Origin of the sequence: Achromobacter sp., assembly GCF_050285565.1 — a bacterium.
In the GTDB taxonomy this organism is placed as follows: Bacteria; Pseudomonadota; Gammaproteobacteria; order Burkholderiales; family Burkholderiaceae_B; genus Achromobacter.
The window spans coordinates 226822-250653 of sequence record NZ_JBLZXG010000007.1; the positions used below are offsets into that span (position 1 = coordinate 226822).

General features: G+C 69.3%; 24 protein-coding genes and 1 tRNA gene. 10 read left to right on the plus strand and 15 right to left on the minus strand.

Annotation, left to right across the window (positions count from 1 at the left end):
- Position 1: 1 nt before the first annotated feature.
- Together prfA and hemA are read right to left on the minus strand one after the other, a co-directional pair.
- Positions 2–1084: a peptide chain release factor 1 gene (gene prfA, locus ACN6O8_RS16620; protein ID WP_427992128.1), complete on the minus strand. Its 1083-nt coding sequence runs from the start codon at positions 1082–1084 to the stop codon at positions 2–4.
- A gap of 82 nt (positions 1085–1166) precedes the next feature.
- Positions 1167–2441, minus strand: a complete 1275-nt coding sequence (gene hemA / locus ACN6O8_RS16625; protein WP_427992129.1) for a glutamyl-tRNA reductase — start codon at positions 2439–2441, stop codon at positions 1167–1169.
- 284 nt (positions 2442–2725) lie between these two features.
- On the opposite strand from hemA, the gene ACN6O8_RS16630 reads away from it, so the two are divergent.
- Positions 2726–2801: transfer RNA gene (locus ACN6O8_RS16630), tRNA-Phe, on the plus strand.
- A gap of 147 nt (positions 2802–2948) precedes the next feature.
- On the opposite strand, the gene ACN6O8_RS16635 is transcribed toward ACN6O8_RS16630, so the two are convergent.
- Positions 2949–3425, minus strand: a complete 477-nt coding sequence (locus ACN6O8_RS16635; RefSeq protein ID WP_427992130.1) for an Lrp/AsnC family transcriptional regulator — start codon at positions 3423–3425, stop codon at positions 2949–2951.
- 137 nt (positions 3426–3562) lie between these two features.
- Between ACN6O8_RS16635 and ACN6O8_RS16640 the strand changes: the two genes are divergently transcribed.
- Positions 3563–3706, plus strand: a complete 144-nt coding sequence (locus ACN6O8_RS16640; protein ID WP_427992131.1) for a hypothetical protein — start codon at positions 3563–3565, stop codon at positions 3704–3706.
- Between the two features lie 22 nt (positions 3707–3728).
- Positions 3729–4628, plus strand: a complete 900-nt coding sequence (locus tag ACN6O8_RS16645) for an EamA family transporter (RefSeq protein ID WP_427992132.1) — start codon at positions 3729–3731, stop codon at positions 4626–4628.
- A gap of 58 nt (positions 4629–4686) precedes the next feature.
- On the opposite strand, the gene ACN6O8_RS16650 is transcribed toward ACN6O8_RS16645, so the two are convergent.
- The 5 genes from ACN6O8_RS16650 to ACN6O8_RS16670 form a co-directional block, all read right to left on the minus strand.
- Complete coding sequence (locus tag ACN6O8_RS16650) at positions 4687–5670, minus strand: Bug family tripartite tricarboxylate transporter substrate binding protein (protein ID WP_427992133.1); 984 nt, start codon at positions 5668–5670, stop codon at positions 4687–4689.
- Positions 5671–5799: 129 nt separating this feature from the next.
- Positions 5800–6585 carry a 2-oxo-tetronate isomerase gene (otnI, locus tag ACN6O8_RS16655; protein WP_427992134.1) on the minus strand — a complete coding sequence of 262 codons (786 nt, stop codon included), beginning with the start codon at positions 6583–6585 and terminating at the stop codon, positions 5800–5802.
- A gap of 74 nt (positions 6586–6659) precedes the next feature.
- Entirely contained in the window at positions 6660–8678 is a 2019-nt protein-coding gene (locus ACN6O8_RS16660; protein ID WP_427992288.1) for a TonB-dependent receptor domain-containing protein, read from the minus strand.
- Positions 8679–8891: 213 nt separating this feature from the next.
- The gene (locus ACN6O8_RS16665) at positions 8892–9983 is read right to left on the minus strand and encodes a M14 family metallopeptidase (RefSeq protein WP_427992135.1); all 1092 of its coding nucleotides are present in this window, start codon (positions 9981–9983) and stop codon (positions 8892–8894) included.
- Entirely contained in the window at positions 9983–11314 is a 1332-nt protein-coding gene (locus tag ACN6O8_RS16670; RefSeq protein ID WP_427992136.1) for an MFS transporter, read from the minus strand. Before ACN6O8_RS16670 ends, ACN6O8_RS16665 begins: the two co-directional genes overlap by 1 nt.
- 171 nt (positions 11315–11485) lie before the next feature.
- On the opposite strand from ACN6O8_RS16670, the gene ACN6O8_RS16675 reads away from it, so the two are divergent.
- A complete protein-coding gene (locus ACN6O8_RS16675) occupies positions 11486–12406 on the plus strand; it encodes a LysR substrate-binding domain-containing protein (protein WP_427992137.1) in 921 nt (306 codons plus the stop codon).
- 49 nt (positions 12407–12455) lie between these two features.
- Positions 12456–13163 carry a FadR/GntR family transcriptional regulator gene (locus tag ACN6O8_RS16680; protein WP_427992138.1) on the plus strand — a complete coding sequence of 236 codons (708 nt, stop codon included), beginning with the start codon at positions 12456–12458 and terminating at the stop codon, positions 13161–13163.
- Between the two features lie 79 nt (positions 13164–13242).
- Here the strand turns inward: ACN6O8_RS16680 and otnK are convergent, their stop codons facing one another.
- From otnK to ACN6O8_RS16710, 6 genes are all read right to left on the minus strand, one after another.
- Positions 13243–14505, minus strand: coding sequence for a 3-oxo-tetronate kinase (gene otnK / locus ACN6O8_RS16685; protein WP_427992139.1), 1263 nt, complete (start codon positions 14503–14505; stop codon positions 13243–13245).
- Entirely contained in the window at positions 14502–15407 is a 906-nt protein-coding gene (gene ltnD / locus ACN6O8_RS16690) for an L-threonate dehydrogenase (RefSeq protein ID WP_427992140.1), read from the minus strand. Before ltnD ends, otnK begins: the two co-directional genes overlap by 4 nt.
- A complete protein-coding gene (denD, locus tag ACN6O8_RS16695) occupies positions 15404–16381 on the minus strand; it encodes a D-erythronate dehydrogenase (RefSeq protein WP_427992141.1) in 978 nt (325 codons plus the stop codon). The genes ltnD and denD overlap by 4 nt, the downstream gene beginning before the upstream one ends.
- Positions 16378–17169, minus strand: coding sequence for a 2-oxo-tetronate isomerase (gene otnI / locus ACN6O8_RS16700; RefSeq protein WP_427992142.1), 792 nt, complete (start codon positions 17167–17169; stop codon positions 16378–16380). The genes denD and otnI (ACN6O8_RS16700) overlap by 4 nt, the downstream gene beginning before the upstream one ends.
- Positions 17170–17205: 36 nt before the next feature.
- Positions 17206–17844 (minus strand): aldolase, encoded by a 639-nt coding sequence (locus ACN6O8_RS16705; RefSeq protein ID WP_427992143.1) that lies wholly within the window; start codon positions 17842–17844, stop codon positions 17206–17208.
- Positions 17845–18004: 160 nt separating this feature from the next.
- Complete coding sequence (locus tag ACN6O8_RS16710) at positions 18005–18463, minus strand: hypothetical protein (RefSeq protein ID WP_427992144.1); 459 nt, start codon at positions 18461–18463, stop codon at positions 18005–18007.
- Positions 18464–18534: 71 nt separating this feature from the next.
- Between ACN6O8_RS16710 and ACN6O8_RS16715 the strand changes: the two genes are divergently transcribed.
- Positions 18535–18969 carry a SecDF P1 head subdomain-containing protein gene (locus ACN6O8_RS16715; protein ID WP_427992145.1) on the plus strand — a complete coding sequence of 145 codons (435 nt, stop codon included), beginning with the start codon at positions 18535–18537 and terminating at the stop codon, positions 18967–18969.
- A gap of 39 nt (positions 18970–19008) precedes the next feature.
- Here ACN6O8_RS16715 and ACN6O8_RS16720 read toward each other — a convergent pair whose 3' ends face one another.
- On the minus strand, positions 19009–19917 hold the full coding sequence (locus ACN6O8_RS16720) for an alpha/beta fold hydrolase (RefSeq protein WP_427992146.1): 909 nt from the start codon (positions 19915–19917) through the stop codon (positions 19009–19011).
- A 91-nt stretch (positions 19918–20008) separates the two neighbouring features.
- On the opposite strand from ACN6O8_RS16720, the gene ACN6O8_RS16725 reads away from it, so the two are divergent.
- The 4 genes from ACN6O8_RS16725 (at position 20009) to ACN6O8_RS16740 (ending at position 23795) form a co-directional block, all read left to right on the plus strand.
- The gene (locus tag ACN6O8_RS16725; RefSeq protein WP_427992147.1) at positions 20009–20380 is read left to right on the plus strand and encodes a MerR family transcriptional regulator; all 372 of its coding nucleotides are present in this window, start codon (positions 20009–20011) and stop codon (positions 20378–20380) included.
- Between the two features lie 266 nt (positions 20381–20646).
- The gene (locus tag ACN6O8_RS16730) at positions 20647–22092 is read left to right on the plus strand and encodes a gluconate:proton symporter (protein ID WP_427992148.1); all 1446 of its coding nucleotides are present in this window, start codon (positions 20647–20649) and stop codon (positions 22090–22092) included.
- An 11-nt stretch (positions 22093–22103) separates the two neighbouring features.
- On the plus strand, positions 22104–22967 hold the full coding sequence (locus ACN6O8_RS16735) for a serine hydrolase (protein ID WP_427992149.1): 864 nt from the start codon (positions 22104–22106) through the stop codon (positions 22965–22967).
- Between the two features lie 12 nt (positions 22968–22979).
- Complete coding sequence (locus ACN6O8_RS16740; RefSeq protein ID WP_427992150.1) at positions 22980–23795, plus strand: carbon-nitrogen hydrolase family protein; 816 nt, start codon at positions 22980–22982, stop codon at positions 23793–23795.
- Positions 23796–23832 lie beyond the last annotated feature (37 nt).

Here is a 23832-nt window from a genome sequence, read left to right on the forward strand (position 1 = left end):
ATCAGACGTCGTCGCCCAGCGCCGCCAACTGCTCGGCCTGGTGCTCGGCGATCAGGGCGCCGGTCAGTTCTTCCAGATCGCCTTCCATGATCTGCTGCAGCTTGTACAGCGTCAGGTTGATGCGATGGTCGGTGACGCGGCCCTGCGGGAAGTTGTAGGTGCGGATACGCTCGGAACGGTCACCGGAACCGATCAGGCTCTTGCGCTCGGCCGCTTCCTTGCTCTGGCGCTCGCGGGTTTCCTTGTCCTTCAGGCGCGCGGCCAGCACCTGCATGGCCTTATCCTTGTTGCGGTGCTGCGAGCGGTCGTCCTGGCATTCCACCACCAGCCCGGTCGGCAAGTGCGTGATGCGCACGGCCGAGTCGGTCTTGTTGATGTGCTGGCCGCCGGCGCCGCTGGCGCGGAAGGTATCGATGCGCAGGTCGCTCGGGTTGATGACGATCTCCGACATCTCATCGGCTTCGGCCATGACGGCCACCGTGCAGGCCGAGGTATGGATGCGCCCCTGCGCCTCGGTGGCCGGCACGCGCTGCACGCGGTGCGCGCCGGATTCGAATTTCAGGCGGCCATAGGCGCCGTCGCCCTCGATGCGCGCGATCACTTCCTTGTAGCCGCCCAGTTCCGACGGGCTCTCCGACATCAACTCGACGCGCCAGCCGCGCTGTTCGGCGTAGCGCGTGTACATGCGCAGCAGGTCGCCGGAGAACAGCGCGCTTTCGTCGCCGCCGGTGCCGGCGCGGATTTCCAGGAACACGCTGCGGCCGTCGTTGGGGTCGCGCGGCAGCAGCAGCAACTGCAGCGCCGCCTCCAGCGATTCCAGCTTGACGCGGCCGCTCTTGATCTCGTCTTCGGCCATCGCCTTCAGCTCGGGATCGGACAACATCTCCTGCGCGGCCGCCAGGTCTTGCTCGCCGCGCACGAAGGCGGTGAACGCCTCGACCACCGGCTCCAGCTCGGCGCGCTCGCGCGACAGCTTGCGAAAGCGGTCCATGTCGGACGCGGTTTCCGGTTCGGCGAGCAGCGCGTCCACCTCGATCAGGCGGTGACACAGGTGCTCCAGCCGGCTGCGCATGGAAGATTTCATGATGGGAATTCAGCAAAGGAAAACGAGGATGGCGGGCGCCCGCAACGAGCGCCCGCCGCAAGGCGGGGCGGAGGCAGCGCCGCTAACGGCGCGAGTCGCGGCCGGGGAACAGGCGCGGCATCCAGGCAAGCAACTGCTTGCGGTCCTCGCCTTCGCTGCGGTTGAGCGCCGCCAGCGGGCCATGCAGGTATTTCTGGGTCAGGCCGTGGGCCAGTTGCTCCAGCACGGCCTCGGGCGATTCGCCGCGCGCCAGCAGGCGGCGGGCGCGTTCGAGTTCGGCGGCGCGGACGTCGTCGGCGGCCTGGTGCAGGTCGCGGATGACGGGCACCACTTCGCGCGATTGCATCCAGTGCATGAAGCCCTGGACGCGGGTTTCGATGATGGCCTCGGCCTGCACCACCGCGGCGCGGCGCGCATCGGTGCCGGTCTGGACCAGGCGGCCCAGGTCATCGACGGAATACAGGTAGACGTCGTCCAGGCGGCCGACCTCGGGTTCGATGTCGCGCGGCACGGCCAGGTCGATCATGACCATGGGGCGGTGGCGGCGCAAGCGCGTGGCCCGTTCCACCATCCCCAGCCCGAGGATCGGCAGGGAGCTGGCCGTACAGGAAACGACCACGTCGAATTCGGACAGGCGCTCGGTCAGGTCGGACAGCTTCATGGTGCTGGCCGAGAAGCGGTTGGCCAGCAGCTCGGCGCGTTCGGCCGTGCGATTGGCCACCACCATGCTGCGCGGACGCTGCGCGGCGAAGTGGGTGGCGCACAGTTCGATCATTTCGCCCGCGCCGATGAACAGCGTGCGGGCCTGATCCAGGTTGCCGAACACCCGTTCGGCCAGGCGCACCGCGGCGGCGGCCATGGACACCGACTGCGCGCCGATGGCGGTCTGCGAGCGGACTTCCTTGGCCACCGAGAAGGTGCGCTGGAACATCTGGTGCAGCAGCGTGCCGAGCGCACCGGCTTCGCCGGCCGCGCGCACGGCGTCCTTCATTTGGCCGACGATCTGGGTTTCGCCCAGCACCATGGAATCGAGCCCGCTGGCCACGCGAAAGGCGTGGCGCACGGCTTCGTCCTGCTGGTGGCGGTACAGATGCGGGCGCAGCGTGCCGGCATCCAGGCGGTTGTGCTCGGCCAGCCAGGCGGGCAGTTGGTCGGCCACGTGGCCGTCGGCGGCGCAATAGATCTCGGTGCGGTTGCAGGTCGACAGGATGGCGGCTTCGCGCACCGATCCGCCGAACGCGGAACGCAGGCCTTCCAGCGCCGGCTTGACCAGGTCGACGGGCATGGACACGCGTTCGCGAACCGACACCGGCGCGGACGTGTGATTCAGACCGAAGGCTAGGACAGCTACCGACATGTAAAGGACAAGGCCGTGAGTATTAGAGCTGTGGTCCCCGCAAAGCCCATGCGGTGCAGCGTGCATGTAACAGCGAACCGGCCATGATTATACTCCCGCGGGTTATCCCCACGCCATTCGGCCCCCTGGCCGCGACCCTGCGTCGCACCCCATGCAATCGCCGTTTGCGGTAGTATGCGCGCCTTGCCCCTTGCCACGTGGGAAGGCGCACCGAAAATTCTTCAAGCTTTTTTCGGCGCGGCTGGCACAAGTCCAAAAAATTGTGTATAGTTGCGGACTTCGTTGGCCTGGTAGCTCAGTTGGTAGAGCAGCGGATTGAAAATCCGCGTGTCGGTGGTTCGATTCCGCCCCAGGCCACCAGAATAAAAAAGCCCGGCTCCTTGGAGCCGGGCTTTTGCATTGGCGGGTCGGGTTGGTGAGCCGGATAGGTGGGCCGGATTGGCGGACCACGGCCCCGGCGCGCTCCAGCCACGGCCGCACGCGATGCAAGGCCAGGGGCGTTCCTCTCTATTCGTCGTCCGGCCGCGCGGTCGGCACGGCCAGCCCGTATTTCACGCGGTTCATCACCACCAGGGTCGAGAAGCGCTTCACGTTGGGATCGCCCCAGAAGTGGCGCTGCGCGAAGGCATCGTACTCCGCCATGTCGCGCACGGTCATGGTGACGACAAAGTCCACTTCGCCCGTGACCGCCAGGCATTGCATGATTTCCGGCGCGTGGCGCATGGCGCGCTTGAAGGAGTCGAGCTTGTCGGCGCGCTCGCTTTCGAGCGACACCAGCACCACCATCATGATGTTGCGCCCCACCGCCGCCGGATCCACCACCGACACATCGCCCAGCACCGTTCCCGATTCGCGCAGCCGCTTCATGCGGCGCAGGCACGACACCGGCGACAGGTTGACGCGCGCGGCCACCTCCTGGCTGGTGCGCTGGTTGTCTTCCTGCAGGCTTCGCAGGATCTGAAGGTCGAAATCGTCTAGTTCCATGGGGGGCTCGGACGGCGATGAACCAGGCCGGGCGGGCCTGTTGGCGGATTCTAAACGGGTCCGCGCCCCACCCTGGCCCCGAATTCGACGGGAAACTTCATTTGCGGCCCGCCGGCTGCAGGAAATAATCACCGGCCTTGCTTACACTGAGAGCCCGCCGGCCGCTCTCGCGTCCGGGCGCGGCCCGATTTCCCATGGCCGGCTTCATCCAGGTGCCGGCGGTGACGCTGGCACGGGCCCTGTATGTGCTCTACTCCAACGCCCAGACCTCGACCCCCTGACTTTTTTCGCAGACGCAGCACCATGACCGCCGCCACCCTCCAATCCGGACGCAATGCCTCCGCCTCCACCTTGATGCCGACCCTGTCGCTGATCGGCGCCATGGCCTCGCTGTGCGTCGGCACCTCGTTCGCCAAGTCGTTGTTTCCCGAGGTGGGCGCGCAAGGCACGACGGCCTATCGCATCGTCATCGGCGCCATCATCCTGATCGCGTTCTGGCGCCCGTGGCGCTTTCCGCTGACACGGCGCAACGCCGCCAAGATCGCCCTGTACGGCGTGACGCTGGCCTGCATGAACCTGTTGTTCTACATGGCGCTGCGCACTCTGCCGCTGGGCGTGGCCATCGCCATTGAGTTCACCGGTCCGCTGACGCTGGCGGTGGCGCTGTCGCGGCGCGCCATCGACTTCGTCTGGATCGCCTGCGCGCTGGCCGGACTGGTGCTGCTGATCCCGACCGGCCAGTCGATGCACGACCTCGACCCCACCGGCATCGCCTACGCGCTGGGCGCGGCGGTGTGCTGGGCGCTGTACATCATCTTCGGCAAGAAGGCCGGCAACGTGCACGGCGGCCAGGCAACCTCGCTGGGCTTGCTGGCCGCCGCCCTGGTGGCGCTGCCGGTGGGCGCGGCCCACGCCGGCATGGCGCTGCTGGATCCGAAGCTGATCCTGGCCGGCGTCGCGGTCGGCATCCTGTCCAGCGCCCTGCCCTATTCGCTGGAGATGGTGGCGCTGCGGCGCCTGCCGCAAAAGACCTTCGGCGTGCTGCTGAGCATGGAACCGGCCATGGGCGCGCTGGCCGGCGTCATTGTGCTGAACGAGCACCTGTCCGGCACGCAGTGGCTGGCGATCTGCGGCATCATCATCGCCTCGGCCGGCTGCGCCGCCACCGCGCGGCGGCAGAACCGCGCCGCCGCGGCGGGATAAGCGCCGCGCCGCAATGCGCGACGGCCCGGCCCGTCGCCGGCGGCCATCGCGCGCCGCGTCAATCCACCGAGATATTCTTCTGCCGGATCACCACGCCCCAGTTCTCGTACTCGCGGCGGGCGTAATCGTAGAAATCGTTCGATGAGCTGCCCATGGGCTCCATGCCCTGCTGCTCGAGCTGCCTGATCACCTCGGGCGACTTCAAGGCCGCCTGGATCGCGCCGCTGAGCTTGTCGACCACCGCCTTGGGCGTGCGCGCCGGGGCCACCACGCCTTGCCAGGCCGTGGCTTCCAGCGGCGGCCCGCCGGCCTCGCCAAAGGTCGGCACCTGCGGCAACTGTTCCGAACGTGTGCGCGCGGGCACCGCGATGGCGCGCAACTTGCCCGCCTGGATCAAGGGCCGCGCCGCGGCCAGGTCGGCCATCATCAGCGGCACCACGCCCGCCGCCACGTCCTGCAAGGCCGGCGGCGTGCCCTTGTATGGAATCGCGGTGGCCTTGCCGCCGAACAGCGTCAGGAACATTTCCATCGCCAGGTGGTGCGGGCTGCCCACGCCCAGCGAGGCGTAGCTGGCCGTCTTGCTGCCGGACAGGTATTCCATCACCTCCGGCATGTTCTTCAGGTCGGACGCCGGCGCGGCCACCAGCACAATGGGCAGCGCCACCAGCGTCGACACCGGCTTCAGGTCTTTCCAGGGGTCGTACGGCAGTTGCTTGTACAGCCACGGGTTCAGCGCCAGCGTGCTCATGCCGGCGGTCATCAGGGTGTAGCCGTCGGGCGCGGCGCGCGCGGTTTCCTGGGCCGCCACGATGGTGGCCGCACCCGGGCGGTTCTCCACCACCACCGGCTGGCCCAGCGTCTGGCTGACGTGCCTGGCCACGATGCGGGTGGCCAGATCGCTGCCGCCGCCGGCGCTGAACGGCACCAGCCAGCGGATCGGATGGTCGGGAAATTCGGCCGCCAGCGCGGGCGCGGCCGGCGCGGCGAAGGCCGCCACGGCCACGGTGGCCAGCGCGCGGCGGATAAAGCCTCTTCTGGACATGGGGTTGTCTCCGGGTGTTGCCGTTCTTGATTTAATTAACATATTAACTATATTTTGGGCGCGCCGCGACAGGGCGAGATAGAGATCGTGGCGCAAGAGGCATCGACGGCAGGCGGCGCGCAACGGCGCTCAAGCGCGCGCCGCGGCCAACCAGCGCAGGCCGGCCGAGGTGCCGGCCGCCGGACGGTATTCGCAACCGATCCAGCCCGTGTAATCCAGTTCGCGCAGCACCGAGAAGATCCAGCCGTAATCCAGTTCGCCCTGGTCGGGCTCCTGGCGCAGCGGCACGCCGGCGATCTGCAGGTGGCCGACCCGTCCGGTCGGCAGGTATTGGCGCAGCCGGGTGGTGACATCACCCTCGACGATCTGGCAGTGATACAGATCCATCTGCACCTTCAGGTTGGGGGCGTTGACGGCCTGCACCACCTGATGGGCCTCGTCCTGCCGGTTGAGGAAATAGCCGGGAATATCACGCGGGTTGATCGGCTCGATCAGCAGCGTCACGCCGGCCGAGCGCGCCTGGCGCGCGGCCCAGTCCAGGTTCTCGCGGTAGCAGTCCAGCATGGCGGCGCGCGCAACGCCGGCGGGCGCGACGCCGGCCATCACGTGCACCTGGGCGCAGGCCAGCGCGGTGGCATAGCCCAGCGCCTGCTCGATGCCGGCGCGGAATTCGTCCTGCCGGCCCGGCAGCGCGGCCAGGCCGCGCTCGCCGCGCGCGGTCACGCCCGGCGGCGCATTGAACAGCACCTGCGACACGCCGGCGGCATCCATGCGCTCGCGCACGAAAGCGGCCGGCGCTTCATAGGGAAACATGCATTCGACCGCCGCGAAGCCGTCGGCCGCGGCGGCTGCGTAGCGGTCCAGGAAGGCATGTTCCGGGTACATCATCGACAGGTTGGCGGCGAACTTCAGCATGGCGGACTCCGGGGCGGGCGGCATGGCGGGAACTTAGCACATCATCCGCCCGCGCGGCGGGGCCGCCGCCGCCCTCAATAGGTCAGGCGCATGCCCAGCATCACGCTGCGTCCGGGCAGCGGCGCCACCGACGAGATGAACGAGGCGTGGCTGTAGGCCAGCTTGTTCAACAGGTTGGTGCCGCGCAGGTAGACCTCGTAGCCCGTGGCGCCGTAGCGGCCGCGATACGCCACCACCGCGTTGACCAGGTTGTAGCCCGGCGTGCTGCTTTCGTAGGCGGCGATGTCCTTCTGCGCAAACACGCGCGCGTACTCGATGCCGCCCGACCATTGCTGCCATTTGACGTTGCCGCGCAGGCCGGCGCGCGCCGCCGGGATGCGCGGCAGGTTGCCGTCGCCGCCGGTCAGCTTGCCGCGCACGTAGTCGCCGAACACCGCCGCCGAGAACAGCGGCGTGAACTGGTGCCGCAGCTCGCCTTCGACGCCGGTGAATTCGGCGTCGCGCTGGGTGTATTCGATCAGGCGGAAATCCTCGTAGCGGTCCAGCGTATCGGCGTAGATGTAGTTCTTGACGCGGTTGTGGAACACGCTGGCCGAGAAGGTCGTATCGCCCGAATGCTTGCGCAGGGTCAGGTCGATGTTGCGCGAGGTCTCGCGACCCAGGCCGGTGTTGCCCAGTTCATAGGTGTTGGTGGCCAAGTGCACGCCGTCGGCATACAGCTCCTGCGCGGTCGGCAGGCGCTGCGAGCGCGACAGCGACAGGGCCACGGAGTACTGCGGCGCAAAGTCCCAGATGGCGGCGGCGGACAGCGAGGTGCCCGACAGGCTGCTGCGCGAGGCGCCGCCGGACGGCGCGATGCGCTGCCAGTCCTGGCGCGCGCCGATCTCGAAACGCCAGTCGTTCAACTGGTATTCCTCCAGCACGAACAGACCGTTCGAACGCGTGCGGCTGCGCGGCAGGAAGGCTTCCTCGCCGTCGGCGCGCAAGTCGCTGTAGGCGTTCTGCAGCCCGATCACGCCGCGCCAGCCGGCCACCGGCTTGTGCTGCAACTCCACGCGCAGGTCGTAGCCCTTGTTCTTGAAGCGGGTGCCCACCTGACCGCCCTCGATCTCGTCGTGCTGGTAGTCGGTCAGGCCGCCACGCACGCGGATCCTCTCGAAGCCGGCGAACGGGTCCTGGTATTCGGCGCGCAGATCCAGGCGGTTGCTGCGCAGTTTGACGTAGGGCACGCCGCCATGTTCGTGGTCGTGATCATGGCCCGCCTCGCCTTCCTCGCCCTCGTGGTCGTGGTCGTGGCCACCGCAGTGCAGGTGCGTGCCGTGGGGATGGCAGCCTTCGTATTCGTGATTGTGGCCGGGCAGCCCGTACTTGCTTTCCAGGTGCGTGAAGGCCAGGCCGACGTAGCCGCGCGGGGTAATCCAGGACATGCCGACCGTACCTTGCGTGGACTCGCTGTACGACCCGGCCAGCTTGCCGCCAGGCCAGTCCGGCACGTCGTAGTCGCTGGTGCGCCGCTTCATGCCCTCGACCCGCACCGCGAACTGGCCTTCGCCGGCGGTGATGCCGACCGCGCCGGCGCGCTCCTTGGTGCCGGTGGCGCCCCGCAGCTCGGCCTCCATTTCCACGCCCTTGCCGGGCACGGCGGTGGGAATCTTCTTGTCCACCACGTTCACCACGCCACCGATCGCCCCGCCGCCGTACAGCAGCGTGGCCGGGCCGCGCAGCACCTCGATGCGCTCGGCCAGCAGCGGTTCCACCGTCACCGCGTGATCCGGCGAAATGCCGGACGCGTCCATCACTTCGGAGCCATCGGACAGCACCTTGACGCGCGGCGCGGTCTGGCCGCGGATCACGGGCCGGCTGGCGCCGCCGCCGAAGGTGTCGCTGTTCACGCCCAGCTGGCTCTTGAGGGTCTCGCCCAGCGTGCCGGCGCGGCGCTCGACCAGTTCCTCGCCTTCCAGCACGGAAGCCGGCAGCATGGTGCTGTTCAGATCCAGGCCCAGCGGATTGGCCGACACCGTGATCGGCGCCAGCGTGCGACTGCGCGACGGATCGGCGTCGGTCTCGGCCTGGGCCACGGGCGCGCCCAGCATCAGGGAGCAGACCAGGGGCTTGAGCGCCCGCGCGCTGCGAATCCGCCCTGCCCGGGCCATGCCACGCCTTGCCCGCACCCCCTGCTGTCCCTGCGTCTTGCTTGTCATTTTCAGCCTCTTATATGTTATATCATTACAAATAACTGAAGCATGATATAACATATCAATGACAATGCAAGCCGATCCCCGCGGGATCGGCCCTGCCGGCAAGCCTCAGTCCGCCGCCAGGCCCAGCACGGCTTGCAGCACCGCAACCCGGCTCTGCCCGAGCACCGCGCCATGCCAGTCCGGCGCGTCGCAATAGAATGCCTCCAGCGTCGTGCGCAGGATCCGCTCACGCAAGGCCGGCGCGGCATCGGGATGCGCGCGCAGCCAGTTGCGGCCGCGCAGCGCGTCCACCACCTGCTCGGAAGGCTGGGTGCCGTACTCCAGCGCCATCGAGGTCGGGATCGAATCGGGACAGGCCTGGTAGATCAGCCCGGCCAGATGACCGGTGATGTCCACCGACGCCGACGTGCCTTGGTACGGCACGGCGATGTCGGCGCCCCACCAGCGGCGCGCCCGCGCCACTTCGGCCTCATCGCGGCGGCCGGCGTAGATCTTCTCGCCATGGCCGCGCGGCCCCAACCCCGTATGCACATCGATCCAGCCGATCCGCGCGTAGCCGGCCGCATGCTCCTGGAGGATACGGCGCAGGTTCGCCAGCGACGCGGCCGGACGGTCACCGCCATAGAACAGGCCATCGGCGTGGGTGTATTGGCCGCGGGTCACGGCCTGCTTGAAGCTCGCCAGCCCATGGGTGGCGATGTAGGCGGCGATCTGTTCGCGGTTGCTGTCCGACGGCGGCCACTGCGCGGGCAGCAGCAGTTCATGGATGCGCCGGTACTCCGGGTTGGCCGGCAGCGTCTGCCCGTCAAAGGGCTGGGCGTTGCGGTTCAGGTCGACGTTGCCCTCGTCGGTGCGCGCGATCCACGAGAAACCATGCGGGTTCACCGCGTGCACCAGCAACAGCGCCACACCGGATTGGCGCGCGCGTTCCAGCATTCCGGCGTCATCCAGCAACGCGAGCTGGCAACCCGAACCGCAGAAGCCCTCCACGCCGTGCGTCGCGGAAGTCATGATCAGCAGCCGCGTGGCGCCGGCATCGCCGATCAGCGCCACATCGGTGGCCAGCTCCTCGCCCTCGCGCCCCTTGGGCGCGATCGGATAGGAAGCGAAATGCGCGGCCAGCGGCCGGGCGGCGGCGGTGAAGCGCGCGCGCGCTTCGGCGTAGCTGCGGGAAAAATAGGGCGTAGCGGCTTGCATCAGGCCTCCTGGTTGTCGATATCGTCGCCGGTGCGGTCACGGATCCAGAACAGCACCACCGTGGAAAGCGCCACCGCCACCATCAGGTACCAGGCGGGCGCCATGGGATTGCCGGTCACGTGCAGCAGCCAGGTCACGAAGAACTGGGCAAAACCGCCGAACACGGAAATCCCCAGGCCGTACACCACCGACATGCCGGTGGTGCGCACGGATTTCGGGAACAGCTCGGGCAGCATGGTGATGCCGGGCGCCGATTGCAGCGCCAGCAGGATCGACAGCAGCGCCACCACCAGCATCAGCCGCGCGCTGCTGGGCGCGGCGATCAGCCAGTGAAAGCACGGCAGCAGCACCGCCACCGTCGTCACCCGCGACCAGAAGATCACGCGCTTGCGCCCCACCCTGTCGGCCAGCATGCCGACCAGCGGCGCGAACAGGAAACCGACCGCGCCGACCACCACGCTGGCCGACAGGGTCGAGGTCGCCGGCAGGCCCAGTTCGCGGTGCGCATAAGACGGCATATAGAAGCCGATGATCTGCGCACAGACCATGCCGCCGATCATCAGCAGAATGCCCTTGGCCACCTCGCTCTTGTGCTGGGCGAAGATCCGGCGCAGCGGCTGATGGCCGCCCGCGCGCGGCCGGCGCGCGGCCGGTTCGTCGAGGTGCAGCGTTTCTTCGAGATTGCGGCGGATGTAGGCGCCCACCGGCACCGTCAGAATGCCGATCACGAACGGCACGCGCCAGCCCCAGGCCTGCATCTGCTCGGCGGTCAGCGCGGCGGTCAAGGCGCCCACCACCACCGCGCCCAACGCCACGCCGAGCGACTGGCTGCCGAACTGCCAACTGGAATAAAAGCCTCGCCGCGACGGCGGCGCGTGCTCGACCAGCAGCGTGGTCGAGGCACCCACCTCGCCGCCGGCGGCAAAGCCCTGGATCAGCCGCGCCAACACCATCATCACCGGCCCCAGCAGGCCCATCTGGGCGTGGGTGGGCGCGGCGGCGATCAGCGCGCACCCCAGGCCCATCAGCCACAGCGTCAGCGTCATGGCGGCACGGCGGCCATGGCGGTCGGCGTACGAGCCGATCAGCATGCCGCCCACCGGCCGCATCAGGAAGCCGACGCCGAACGTGGCCGTGGTCAGCAGCAACTGCCCGTAGCTGGAGGCCGCCGGAAAGAACAGCGGGCCGATCACCAGCATCAAGAAGGTGAAGACGGTGAAGTCGAAGAACTCGAGCGCATTGCCGATGGTGGTGCCGGCGATGACCCGCCGGCGCATGGATGACGTATGCAGGCTGCGCGCGCCGGCGCCGGCCGCGATGGCGATAGACATGTTTTCCCCTTGATGTCCGATCTCTAAGCCGGCCCGTGTGTCCGCAAGCCGTGGCTAGGGCCTGTCCGCGCCACCAGCAGCGTCGCACAGGCCTAGTGAATATACGGATGGCCGCCGAAACGCAAAAGACAGTATTTTTGGCGCAGTGATGACTTTTGCTTATATCCCGCCGTGGCCGCACCGATGAACCTGCGCCAGTTGCGCGCCTTCGTGCTGATCGCCGAACACGGCAGCATCCGCGCCGCCGCGCGCGCCTTGTGCGTCACCCAACCGGCGGCCACGCGCAGCCTGCGCGAACTGGAGCAGAGCCTGGGCGCCGAACTGGTGCGGCGCAGCGCCAAAGGCGTCGAGCTGACGCCCTACGGCCAGGCGCTGCACAAACGTGCCGTGCTGATCCTGCAGGAAGCGCGGCGCGCGCAGGAAGACATCGACCAAATGCGCGACGGCGAAGGCGGCACGCTCAACCTGGCCATCAGCTCGTCGGTGTTGCCGATCCTGCCGGCCGCGCTGGCGGCGTTCCGCGCCCGCATGCCGCGCGTCGCGGTGGCCTTCCATGAAGTCGCGCCGCCCTACAGCCACGAACAGCTGGAGACGGGTCGCTACGACCTGGTGGTGCAAACCGAATACGACGGCGACATCTACGACGGCTTTGCCCGCACCACCCTGTTCTCGCTGCCCTTGGCGGTGGGCGCGCGCGCCGACCACCCCCTGCGCCACGCGACCGACCTGGCCGACCTGCGCGACCTGCTGTGGCTGATGCCGGGCAATACGCAAACCCCCACCAACCTGCTGCGCCTGGCCTACACGGAACGCGGCCTGCCGCCGCCCACCGATGTGATTCCGTGCCAGTCCATCGCCATCGCCCTGGCGATCCTGGGGCAGAGCGACGCGGTGGGCTTTTTCGTGCGCAATGGCCTGCACCGCGTGCTGGCGCCCACATCCTTGTGCATCCTGCCGCTGGCTCACCCGCTGCCGGCGGCGCGGGTATCGATATTGACGCGGGCCGATTCGCCCCCGACGCCGGCCGCGCAATTTTTCATGGACTGTCTGTACCGGGCCCGCGCGGCCGCCGCGGACGGCGGGTTATCATGAAGCCCCTGTCCCGGAGCGCCGCCGCGCCCTGCTTGCGCGGCCCCAAGCCATGGCCTTTCCCCGACTCCACACGCCTCCCACGCTGACCGATACGGTGGCCAAGCAACTGCTCGCCGAGATCGACGCCGGTCGCGTGCCGCCCGGAGAAAAACTGCCCACCGAAACCCGCCTGGCCGAGCAGTTCGGGGTCAGCCGCACCGTCATCCGCGAAGCGGTGTCGCGGCTGCGCCAGGACGGCATCGTCGAAGCGCGCCAGGGCAGCGGTGTGTTCGTCACCGGCCACGGCGGCCAGCGCGCGCTGCGCATCGACGCGGCCGAGCTGGGCTCGCTGCACGCGGTGCTGCATATCGTCGACCTGCGCCGCGCGCTGGAAACCGAAATCGCCGCGGAAGCCGCGGCGCGCCGGGGCAAGCGCGACATGGCGGCCATCGACGCGGCGTTGGCGGCGATCACCACCGCGGTCGACAACGGCGGTGACGGCGTCAAGGAAGACGTGGCCTTCCATCGCAGCATCGCCCGCGCCACCGGCAATCCGTATTTCCTCGCAACCCTGGCCTTCGTCAGCCAGTATCTCGAAGCCGCCACCCGCGTCACGCGCGGCAATGAAGCGCGCCACGCCGACCAGATGCGCGCGGTGCTGCGCGAACACGAGGCCATCGTCGACGCCATCCGCCGCCAGGACGCGGAGGCGGCGCGCGCCGCCGCGCGCATCCACATGGTCAACGCCGCCACGCGCTTGCGCGAGGCGCACCGCTAGCCTTCCCGCGGCAACCACGCCAAGGGCGCCACAGCCCCTGTTCCCCGTTGCGCCGCTGTGATGACGGCACGCGACCGCCTCAAGCGGCTTGGCGAAATGCCCGCGTGAAAAAATCCGGCCCCCCGAAATTACCCGACTTGAGCGCGATGCTGATGCGCGCCCGCGCCGCCTGCGCGACACCAGCGCACCAGGGCACGCCCGGATCGATCTGCTCGCCGATGGTCAACTGCGTCAACCCGAGCGCCTGCACCACCGCGCCGGAGGTCTCGCCGCCCGCGACGATCAGTTGCCGCACGCCGTGCCGCACCAGGCCCAGCGCGATTCGCGCGATCGTCTCCTCGACCAGGGCGCCGGCCCGCGCCGCGCCCAGGCTGGCCTGGGCCGCCTGCACGGCAGCGGGCCGGGCCGTGGAATAGATCAACAGCGGGCCGTCGGGCAGGCGTGGCGCGGCCCAGGCCAGCGCCTGCGTCACGACGTCCTCGCCCGTGGCGATGCGCAACGGATCGAGCGCCAGCGCCGGACGTCCCGCCGCGATGAACGCGGCCACCTGCCCCTGGGTCGCGGTCGAGCAACTGCCCGCCACCACCGCCTGCGCGCCCGGCTCGCGCGGCAGACCCGCGGCCGCCCCCGGCGCCAGCCCCCAGTTTCCGGGCAGGCCGATCGCCACGCCCGAACCGGCCGTCACCAGCGGCATGCCCTTGAGCGCCGGTCCCAGCGCCAGCAGGTCGTCATTGGAAATGGCATCGACGATGGCGATCCCGACGCCGTCGCGCCGCAGTTCATCGATGCGGCCGCGAATCGCATCGGCGCCGCGCGCCACCACCGTGTAGTCGATCAGGCCCACCTTGCGCCGCGTCTGCGCCGACAGCACCCGCACCAGATTGGCGTCCGTCATCGGCGTCAGGGGATGGTGCCGCATGCCCGATTCATTCAGCGGCACATCGCCGGCGAACAGATAGCCCTTGAACACCGTGCGCTGGTTGTCGGGAAAGGCCGGCGTGGCAATGGTGAAATCCGTATCCAGTGCCGTCATCAGCGCGTCGGTGACCGGGCCGATATTGCCCTGCGGCGTACTGTCGAAGGTCGAGCAGTACTTGAAGTAGATCTGCGCGGCGCCCTGTGCCCGCAGCCACGCCAGCGCCGCCAGCGATTGCGCCACGGCCTCGGCCGGCGGCAGGGTACGGGTCTTGAGCGCCACCACCACCGCATCCGCCGCGGCCTCCAGCGGCCCGGCCGGCACACCGATGGCCTGCACGGTGCGCATGCCGGCGCGCACCAGATTGTTGGCCAGGTCGGTGGCGCCGGTGAAGTCGTCGGCGATGCACCCCAGTCTGATCGTCATGCGGACTCCGGCAAGGTGATTCCGGGAAAGATCTTGATGACCGCGCTGTCGTCGTCGCGGCCGTGGCCCGCGGCCGAAGCCTGCATGAACATCTGGTGCGCGGTGGCGGCCAGCGGCAACGGAAACTTGCTGTGGCGCGCGGTATCCAGCACCAGTCCCAGATCCTTCACGAAGATATCCACCGCCGACAGCGGCGTGTAGTCGCCCGCCAGCACGTGGGCCATGCGGTTCTCGAACATCCAGCTATTGCCGGCGCTGTGGGTGATGACCTCGTACAAGGCGTGCGCATCGACCCCTTCGCGCAGGCCCAGCGCCATGGCCTCGGCCGCGACGGCAATGTGCACGCCGGCCAGCAATTGGTTGATGATCTTGACCTTGCTGCCCGCGCCGGCCCGCTCGCCGAGCCGGTAGACCTTGCCCGCCATGGCTTCCAGCACGCCGCCGCATGCGGCATAGGCGGCCGGCGTGCCGGCGGTCATCATGGTCATCTGGCCGGTCGCGGCCTTGGCCGCGCCACCGGAGAGCGGCGCGTCCAGGTAGTGGATGTCGCGCGCCGCCAGGCGCGCCTCCAGCGCGCTCGACCAGGCCGGATCCACCGTCGAGCACATCACGAACACGCTGCCGGGCCGCATGGCCGCGGCAATGCCGCCCTCGCCGAACAGCACGCGCTCGGTCTGCTGCGCGTTCACCACCACGCTGACCACCACGTCGCAGGCGGCGGCCATGTCCACCAGCGTCGCGCAGGCCACGCCGCCATGTTCGGCGAACGCCGCCGCCACGCCGGGCCGGATGTCGTAGGCATGCACCCGGCATCCACCCCGCCGCAGACTCTGCGCGATGCCCGCGCCCATCGCGCCCAGGCCTATCACACCCACCGCGCGCGCTTCGTTGGCCTGGCTCATACCTTGTCCCCCAAGTCGTCGCCGATGTAGGCGCGGATGATTTCGGTGAAATCGCGGTCGCCCGCCAGCCCCAGGCGCGCCGCGCGTGTGGTGTCCCAACGCCCCGGCCAACTGCCGACGATGGCCTGCACCCGTGCGTCGGGCTGCCAGCCGACGCGGTCGGCCACCGCCTCGCCCGCGACCTCGCGCAAGGCCTGCACCATCTGCGCCGCCGTCACCGACACGCCCGGCAGGTTGATGGGACGGCGATCCGCCACCGCTGCGGCATCGAGCTCGCAGCCGTCTATCAACGCCTGCACCGCGCGGCGCGGCGACAACAGCCACAGGCGCGTGTCCGGTGCCACGGGACATGCCGCCGGCTCGCCGTTCAGCGGCTCGCGGATGATGCCGCTGGCAAAGGACGAAGCCGCCGCGTTGGGCCGCCCCGGCCGCACGCTGATGGTGGGCAGCCGCAGCGCGCGGCCATCGACGAAGCCGCGGCGCGTATAGTCGGCCAGCAGCAATTCCGCGATTGCCTTCTGCGTGCCGTAGGAAGACTGCGGATTGAGCGCGGTATCGTCGCGCACCGTTTCCGGCAGGGCGCCGCCGTACACCGCGACCGAACTGGTGAACACCACGCGCGGCCGATGACCACGCTGGCGGCAGGCCTCCAGCAGCGCGCGCGAGGCATCCAGGTTGATGCGCATGCCCAGGTCGAAATCGGCCTCGGCCTGGCCGCTGACAATGGCCGCCAGATGGAAGATCACCGCCGTGTCGGTGCCGATCAGCGACCGCAGGCAGGCCGGATCCGCGACGTCGCCCTCGATCGAGCGCACGCGCGTGTCGTTGATGGCGTCGGTGCGGGCCACGTCGAGCAGGTCGATCCGGGTGATGGGCGTGCGCTCGCCGCCCAGCGACAGGCGCCCCTGCTCCAGCAGCTTGCGCGCCAGGCGCTGTCCCAGGAAGCCGGCGCCGCCGGTGATCAGTATCTTCATCGCTCGCCTCCCGCGAGATAGGGTTTGGCCCAGCCCAGTCCCGCCGTCGTGGCGCCCTTGGGCCGGTATTCGCAGCCGATCCAGCCCGCATAGTCCAGCGTATCGATCAGCGCCAGCAGGTAGGGGTAATTCAGTTCACCCAGGTCGGGCTCATGGCGATCCGGCACGCCGGCAATCTGGATATGGCCGATGCCCGCCATGTCGCGCCGCAGCTTTACCGCCAGGTCGCCTTCGACGATCTGGCAGTGGTAGCAATCGAACTGCACCCGCAGGTTGGCGGCGCCGACCTCGGCGCGGATCGCCTGGGCCTCGTCCTGGCGGGTCAGGAAATAGCCGGGCATGTCGCGCGGATTGATCGGCTCGATCACGATGGTCACGCCGGCCGTGGCGGCAGCGTGCGCGGCCCGCTCCAGATTGCGCAGATAAACCTGACGATGCGCGGCGCGGTCCTGCCCGGCCGGCATCAGGCCCGCCATCACATGCAGGCTGCGGTTGCCCAGCACCGCCGCGTATTCCAGCGCCCGATCCAGGCCGCGGCGGAACTCGTCTTCGCGGCCCGGCAGCGCGGCGATGCCGCGTTCACCGCCGGCCCAATCGCCCGGCGGCGCGTTGAACAGCGCCTGGGTCAGCCCGTGGCGGTCCAGCCGGGCCCGGATTTCAGCGGCCGGATGGTCGTAGGGGAACAGGAACTCCACACCCCGGAAGCCGTCGCGCGCGGCGGCGGCGAAACGATCCAGGAAGGGGTGCTCCGCATACATCATGCTCAGGTTCGCGGCCAGGCGTGGCATCTTGGCTCCTTCAGATTGCGGCGGGCGCGGCGCGGCTCAGTAGCGCGCCCCGAACACGGCGCGCAGTTCTTCGATGGCCGTCTCGGACAGGGGCGCGGGCCGCGGCTCGGCCATCAGCCACAGGCGGGCCGTCTCTTCCAATTCCTCCAGCGCGTAGGCGGCGTGCGACACCGAGCGTTCCCACACCACCGGCCCCAGACGCTCGAACAGCACACCGCGCACCTGGCCGGCCAGTGCCTCCACCTGCGCGGCCGCCGCCGGATCGCCCGGGCGTCGGTAGGCAATCAGCGGAATGCGGCCCACCTTCATCACCTGGTAAGGCGTGATCGGCGGCAGCACCTCGTCCTGGCGCCAGACACCGGCCAGCGTCAACGCCACCAGATGGGTCGAATGCGTATGCACCACGCCGCGCGCGGCCGGATCGGCCCGATAGATCCCCAGATGCAGCGCCAACGTCTTGGACGGCTTGCCGCCCGCGACCGCATTGCCGGCCAGGTCGACCTTGGCCAGCTCGGCCGGATCCAGCCGGCCCAGGCAGGCATCGGTGGGGGTGATCAGCCAGCCGTCGTCGAGCCGGGCGCTGATGTTGCCGGCCGCGCCCACGGTGTAGCCGCGCTGGTAGAGGCTGGCGCCGACGGCGCAGATTTCCTCGCGGACACGGGCTTCCGGGGTCATCGGGCACCGCCCGCGCCGCGGCCACGTGCGATGGAAAGGACTTGCGGCATGCTGGGCTCCCTCGGTGAATTCATATGGTCATCATACAAATTTTGCCGAAAAGCCCGGTAGCGGGATTACCCGGTAAGACGGCGCGCCCTATCCCCGAAGGGCCGGCTCCCTAACAGGGACCGGCGCTCATAGTGCGTCGCGGTAATTGCAATTCAGGGTCGCCTTGAGCGGGTTGCCCACCCCCCGACGCGGTCGGCCCGCCGGGGCGCGGCGCGGCCAGCTTGGCCTGGAAAGTGCCCGCGACATCGCCGTTGGCGATCTTCCCGATCGCCACGGTGCCCGGCAACGCATACAGCGTCAGCGGCCAGGCCCCGTCCGGGACGACCAGCGTGAATACCCCCTGCGGAAAATCCGACACCACGTAAGCCGGCTCATCGCCCGAGTCGAAACCCAGCGCCGCGTTGCCATACGTCAGCGTCAGTTCGCGTTCATCGGACGCCGGCGACGGAATCGCGCCGCGCAGCGCCACCTTGCCGCTTTCCGAGACACATTCATGGAACCGCCATGGTAGCGGCCTGACGCGGCCGCTTCCACGCCCGCTGACGGCAGGCAATGCCAGCGTCCGCATACAAGTCGTAATATGCGCCGCCGGCGATCGGGCTAGGATGCCGTCATCGATCCGCCCCACGGAGTCCGCTCATGACCGTTTTCCGCTCCCTTGCCTGCGCCGCCCTGCTGCTGGCCGCCGCCGCGTCCCACGCCGAGAGCGTGGCCCTGCGGGCGGACCAGGCCACCGCCGGCATCGAACCGCAAACGTCGACGCGCTACGTCGACGTGGTGCTGCACCCCGACAGTCGCCAGGCGCTGGCCGACTTCACCCGCAACCGCGTCGGCAAGCGCATCCAGTTGCGCGCGAACGGCGTCCTGCTGTCCTCGGCCACACTGCAAAGCCCGCTCGAAGGCGACAGCTTCCGCATTATCGCCGGTGAACATGGCTTCGCCGGCAAATCGGCCGACGAGATCGCCCGGGGCATCATGGCCGGCGGCGGCCTCACGGTGGACGACGAAGGCACCACGCCGGGCGACGTGCCCACCCGGCCAACCAAGCGCCCCGCGCCGTCTTCTGGCGGTTGAGCCAATCCACGGCCTGCCCACGGCCGTTCATCGCGGGCATCAGCGCCCGGCGGCCGCGTCGACGAAGGCGGCCAGATCGCGATTGAAGCGCTCGGCCTCCTCCAGGAACGGCGCATGCCCCGACGCCGCATATACCGTCGTGCGCACGCGTGGATTCAACTGCCGGGCGCGTTCCATCGACGGCGCGGCGCGCACCAGCGCATCGCGTGCCCCGTAGATCAGCAACATCGGCTTGCGCATCGCGCCCAGGCCTTGCCCGGACGCGATCGTCATCCGCGGTACCGCGGCCTGCATCTCGGGCGCGGCCAGGGCCGCATTGGCCAGCAAGCGTTCGAACGTGGCCACGTCCGGCTGCGTATGGAAGCACAGCGCCAGGAAGGCCCGTTCGGCGTCCAGGTGCGCCCTCAGGTCGGTCGACGCCATGCCGCGATACACCTCGGGATGCGGCGCGATCTGGCCGGCATCCAACTCGATCACACCGCCCACGTAAACCGCGCCGGCGATGTCCGCGTCACCATACGCGGCCAGATAATTGGTCGTCACCGCCGCGCCCAGCGACCAGCCCACCAGCACCGGCCGGCGCGCGCCCGTCGCCGCGATCACGGCCGCCAGGTCGTCGGCCCAGCGCCGCCCGTCCGTATAGGCGCGCGCCGCGCCCGGCTTGCCCGACTGGCCATGGCCGCGCAGGTCGTAGGTGATCAGGCGGTAGCGCTGCAACAGCGGACTGGACAGTTGCGCCTCCCAACTGAGGCGGCTGCCCAGCAGGCCATGCACGAACACCACGGCGGGCCCGGCCGGATCACCGGACTCCTGGATGGCGAGCGTCACGCCGTCCGGCGCCGCGGCGGTGTACTGGCGGGTATCGGCAAGCGCCACGGCGCTCGCCCCTGCCAGGGCGATGGCCAGCAGCAGGTGGCGGAAACAACGAAAAAGCGGATGACCCGGCATGGCAACTGACTCCTGGATGACAAAAGGGGAATCGCAGTCTCGACCCTCACACCAGTGTTAGAGTCAAGCCATCGCTTCGTGAATCTTCGCCATGCCACCCCCGCCCGCCGCCCAGCCGATGTCGATCGGCGCCCTGGCCCGCGCCACCGGCGCCAGCCTGCGCTCGATCCGCCACTACGACGCCCACGGCCTGCTGGCCAGCGCGCGCGCCGCCAACGGCTATCGTACTTTTCCCCCCGCCGCGATCGGCCAGGTGCGGCAGATCCAGCGCCTGATCGCCACTGGCTTCAGCCTGGCCGAGATCCAGGGCTTTCCCGATTGCATGCGCATGATCGAAGGCGCGGCGGCCTGCCCCGAGACCTCCGCCGTGCAGCGCCAACGGCTGGCGTCGGTGGAACGGCAGATCGCCGCCCTCGAACGCCGCCGCGCGCGCCTGCGCCAGATGCTGGCCGAAGGCGCCTAGGCCTCGCGGAATCATGCCTGACGGCGAGCGCGGGGCCATAACCAAAGGTTATGCCCGCACCCCGACCATGCATTTGAACCTGTCCCGCCTCGCGCCCACACTCTCACCGTCCGCGCCAGGCGGCCCATTGCGCGCCTGGCCGCTCGGACGCAAACCGCTGGAAATCCACGTCTGCCCACCAGGCGGGATGACAACAATAGGCCGACAGCGGCCGTGCGCGATACGCGCCACGGCCAGGCCACAGAGACGATAGGGACGGAGAAGACATGACCTCATTGGCACAATCGGCGGCGGCGCCACGCCCGCCCGCTGGCGGCGCGTTGCAGCCGCGCCGGCGCAACGCCGCGATCGCGGTATTCCTCGTGGGGCTGGCCATCGCGCTGTACACCCACTTCGCCCTGCCCGGCCAGACCAGCCTGTGGGGCCTGACGCCGGTGCTGGTGTTCGCCATCATCGCGCTGCTCGGCGTCGACATCGTGCTGTCCACCATCGCCGCCATCGTGCTCGGCGCCATCATGACGGGCACCACGCCCATCGCCATGAGCAAGCTGCTGGCCGAATCGCTAGGCTCGTTCATCGCGGTGGTCGGCCTGATCATCGTGCTTGGCGCGGGCGTGGGCGAAGTCGCCTCGCGCACCGGCGCCGCGGAACAGATGGTGCGCGCCATCGTGCGCCGCATCGGCCTGTCGAACCAGGTGCGCGTGCGCCTGGGCATCATGGTGACGTCGACCCTGATCTGCGGCGCGCTGGGCACCCTGGCCGGCGGCAACGCCATCATCGCCGCGGTGGTAATTCCCATCGCCGCGGCCGTGCGCCTGTCGCCGCCCTCCGTGGCCGCGCTGTTCCAGACCGCCGGCTCGGCCGGACTGGTGCTGGGGCCCTTCACGCCCAACGTGGTCACGGTCACCGGCCTGACCGGGCTGAGCTATCCGCAGTATCTGCTGGTGGCGGGCATCCCGATGGCCGCCGCCACACTGCTGGCCGGCTGGTTCATGTCGGGCCGCATCCAGAAGATGACCGAGGCGACGCATCAGTACGAAGAAGCCGGCGCCAGCATGGCCGCGCTCGACCTGGCCGCCGCCCCCTCGCCCACCGCGCTGCGCGCGGCCTGGGCGTTCTGCCTGACCATCATCATCCTGGCCATCGCCGGCGTGCTGGCCAAGGCCGGCTATGCCTTCGCCATCATCGTCATGGTGTCGCTGGCGGCCACCACCGGCCTGGCCGGCGGCATGGGCCCGCGCGCGATCCTGCAGGCCATGTACGCGGGCACCGGCAAACTGATCTGGATATTTTTCCTGTTCTGGCTGTTCAATCCAGTGTTGGTACTGGTGGACCAGCTCAACGCCTACCATGCCGTCCTGGAGCTGGCGAAACCCCACCTGGCCGGCATCAGCGGCGCCATGCTGTGCGTCATCGTGCTGTGGTTCAACGTCATCGGCCACATTCCCGGCGCGGCCGTCGCGCAGATGACCTTCACCGCCAAGATCTTCGGCCCGCTGCTGGCGGCCGCCGGCGTCGGCCCCGCGGCCACCACGGCGGTCATTCTCGGCAGCTCGCAGATCGACTGGTTCGGGCCCTTCCCCACCTCCGACATGTTCGGCCAGATGGGCCTGGCGCGCTCCGGTGAACTCAAATACATGCTGTACAACGGCTGGGCGGTGATCGTGGTGAACCTCTGCCTGTTCTCGTCGCTGTTCTTCTTCCTGGTCTGAGGAGATCGACCATGTTCCCGTTGGGATCGCAACCACTGGACCACAACGCCTTGCGCCAGCATGTCGACACGGCGCTGGCGCCCTTGCTGGCGGCGACGCCGGCGCGGGTCTCGCTGAGCCTGCGTGACCTCGATGGCGGCATCGTGCTGGCGCGCCATGCCGACCGCCTGCAACCCTCGGCCAGCATCATCAAGGTGCCCATCCTGCTGGCGCTGCTCGACGCGGCGGCCGCTGGCCGCTACTCGCTCGAACAGCCGCTGGCCCTGCCCGCCAGCGGCGACCGCGCCGGCGGCACCGGCATTCTTGCCCACTTGCCCAGCGTCGCCACCCTGTCGCTGGCCGAACTGGCGCGGCTGATGATCGTGCTCAGCGACAACGTCGCCACCAACGCGCTGATCGAGCTGCTGGGATTCGACGCGGTCAACCAATGGAGCCTGCGCGCCGGCTTGACGGCCAGCCGCCTGCAGCGCCGCATGATGGACGCCGCCGCGCGCGAGGCCGGCCGCGACAATTTCACCAGTGCCGGCGATGCCACCGCCGCGTTCTGCTGGATGCTGCGCGACGGCGCGCTGCCCGCGCCCTTGCGAGCCTTCGCGCTCGACGTGCTGGCCGACCAGCGCGAACGCGCCCACTTCGGCGCCGCGCTGCCCGCGCCGGCCCGCCTGGCCAGCAAGGCCGGCCAGTTGCCGGGCCTGCGCCATGACGCCGGCATCCTCACCGTCGACAACCGCAGCGTGGTGCTGGCGGTGCTGGCCGACGGGTTCACCGACTGGCAAACCGCCCAGACCCTCCAAGGCGGCGAAGGCGCCGCCCTGCTGGGCCAGATTGCGCGCGTGGTGGCCTTGGGCCTGAAAGCCCAGGCGCTCGCACACTGAAAAGGAATCCGCATGTCCATCAGAGTGGCAGCCATCCAACTCGACAGCCGCCGGGATCGCGCGGCCAACCTGGCCGCGCTGGAACACGCGATCACAGCGGCGGCCAACGACGGCGCAGCCCTGATCGTCACGCCCGAGTACAGCGACGTGCGCGGCGCTACGCCAACGCTGCGCGCCGCCGCCAGCCCGATCCCCGGCGAGGTGACGGCACGCATCGCGGCGCTGGCGCAACGCCACGCCTGTTGGATCCATCTGGGTTCGATGCATGAACGGTTGGCCGATGAAGACCGGCTCGGCAACACCGGAGTCACCTTCGCGCCGGACGGCGCCATCGCCGCCACCTACCGCAAAGTGCATTTGTACGACGCGGTGGTCGATGGCACGCCCTACCGCGAGTCCGCCGACTTCGCGCCCGGCGCGCACCTGCAAACGGTCGAGGCGGCGGGACTGACGCTGGGCCTGAGCATCTGCTACGACCTGCGCTTCGCCGAACTCTACCGCGCCCTGCGCGCACGCGGCGCCAACGTGCTGGCGGTGCCCGCGGCCTTCAACCTGCACACGGGCCGGGACCACTGGGAAACGCTGCTGCGCGCGCGCGCCATCGAGAACCAATGCTACGTGATCGCCGCCGCTCAGATCGGCGGCGACGGCCCCGGCCTGCCCTGTCTGGGCCGCAGCATGATCATCGACCCCTGGGGCACGGTGCTGGCCTGCATGCCGGACCGCACCGGCCACATCATCGCCGACATCGACCCCCAGCGCGTGGCCACCCTGCGCGCCGGCCTGCCGGCCTGGGATCATCGCCGCACGGATCTCTATCCGGGGTGACCGGCGCCGACCTGCCTGGTCGTCTGGCTGCAGGAAT

Excerpts from the sequence above, each read along its gene's own strand:
- prfA (WP_427992128.1), bottom strand. The coding sequence starts at position 1,084 with ATGAAATCTTCCATGCGCAGCCGGCTGGAGCACCTGTGTCACCGCCTG.
- hemA (WP_427992129.1), bottom strand. The coding sequence starts at position 2,441 with ATGTCGGTAGCTGTCCTAGCCTTCGGTCTGAATCACACGTCCGCGCCG.
- ACN6O8_RS16635 (WP_427992130.1), bottom strand. The coding sequence starts at position 3,425 with ATGGAACTAGACGATTTCGACCTTCAGATCCTGCGAAGCCTGCAGGAA.
- ACN6O8_RS16645 (WP_427992132.1), top strand. The coding sequence starts at position 3,729 with ATGACCGCCGCCACCCTCCAATCCGGACGCAATGCCTCCGCCTCCACC.
- ACN6O8_RS16650 (WP_427992133.1), bottom strand. The coding sequence starts at position 5,670 with ATGTCCAGAAGAGGCTTTATCCGCCGCGCGCTGGCCACCGTGGCCGTG.
- otnI (WP_427992134.1), bottom strand. The coding sequence starts at position 6,585 with ATGCTGAAGTTCGCCGCCAACCTGTCGATGATGTACCCGGAACATGCC.
- ACN6O8_RS16660 (WP_427992288.1), bottom strand. The coding sequence starts at position 8,678 with ATGCTGGGCGCGCCCGTGGCCCAGGCCGAGACCGACGCCGATCCGTCG.
- ACN6O8_RS16665 (WP_427992135.1), bottom strand. The coding sequence starts at position 9,983 with ATGCAAGCCGCTACGCCCTATTTTTCCCGCAGCTACGCCGAAGCGCGC.
- ACN6O8_RS16670 (WP_427992136.1), bottom strand. The coding sequence starts at position 11,314 with ATGTCTATCGCCATCGCGGCCGGCGCCGGCGCGCGCAGCCTGCATACG.
- ACN6O8_RS16680 (WP_427992138.1), top strand. The coding sequence starts at position 12,456 with ATGGCCTTTCCCCGACTCCACACGCCTCCCACGCTGACCGATACGGTG.
- otnK (WP_427992139.1), bottom strand. The coding sequence starts at position 14,505 with ATGACGATCAGACTGGGGTGCATCGCCGACGACTTCACCGGCGCCACC.
- ltnD (WP_427992140.1), bottom strand. The coding sequence starts at position 15,407 with ATGAGCCAGGCCAACGAAGCGCGCGCGGTGGGTGTGATAGGCCTGGGC.
- denD (WP_427992141.1), bottom strand. The coding sequence starts at position 16,381 with ATGAAGATACTGATCACCGGCGGCGCCGGCTTCCTGGGACAGCGCCTG.
- otnI (WP_427992142.1), bottom strand. The coding sequence starts at position 17,169 with ATGCCACGCCTGGCCGCGAACCTGAGCATGATGTATGCGGAGCACCCC.
- ACN6O8_RS16705 (WP_427992143.1), bottom strand. The coding sequence starts at position 17,844 with ATGACCCCGGAAGCCCGTGTCCGCGAGGAAATCTGCGCCGTCGGCGCC.
- ACN6O8_RS16710 (WP_427992144.1), bottom strand. The coding sequence starts at position 18,463 with ATGCGGACGCTGGCATTGCCTGCCGTCAGCGGGCGTGGAAGCGGCCGC.
- ACN6O8_RS16715 (WP_427992145.1), top strand. The coding sequence starts at position 18,535 with ATGACCGTTTTCCGCTCCCTTGCCTGCGCCGCCCTGCTGCTGGCCGCC.
- ACN6O8_RS16720 (WP_427992146.1), bottom strand. The coding sequence starts at position 19,917 with ATGCCGGGTCATCCGCTTTTTCGTTGTTTCCGCCACCTGCTGCTGGCC.
- ACN6O8_RS16725 (WP_427992147.1), top strand. The coding sequence starts at position 20,009 with ATGCCACCCCCGCCCGCCGCCCAGCCGATGTCGATCGGCGCCCTGGCC.
- ACN6O8_RS16730 (WP_427992148.1), top strand. The coding sequence starts at position 20,647 with ATGACCTCATTGGCACAATCGGCGGCGGCGCCACGCCCGCCCGCTGGC.
- ACN6O8_RS16735 (WP_427992149.1), top strand. The coding sequence starts at position 22,104 with ATGTTCCCGTTGGGATCGCAACCACTGGACCACAACGCCTTGCGCCAG.
- ACN6O8_RS16740 (WP_427992150.1), top strand. The coding sequence starts at position 22,980 with ATGTCCATCAGAGTGGCAGCCATCCAACTCGACAGCCGCCGGGATCGC.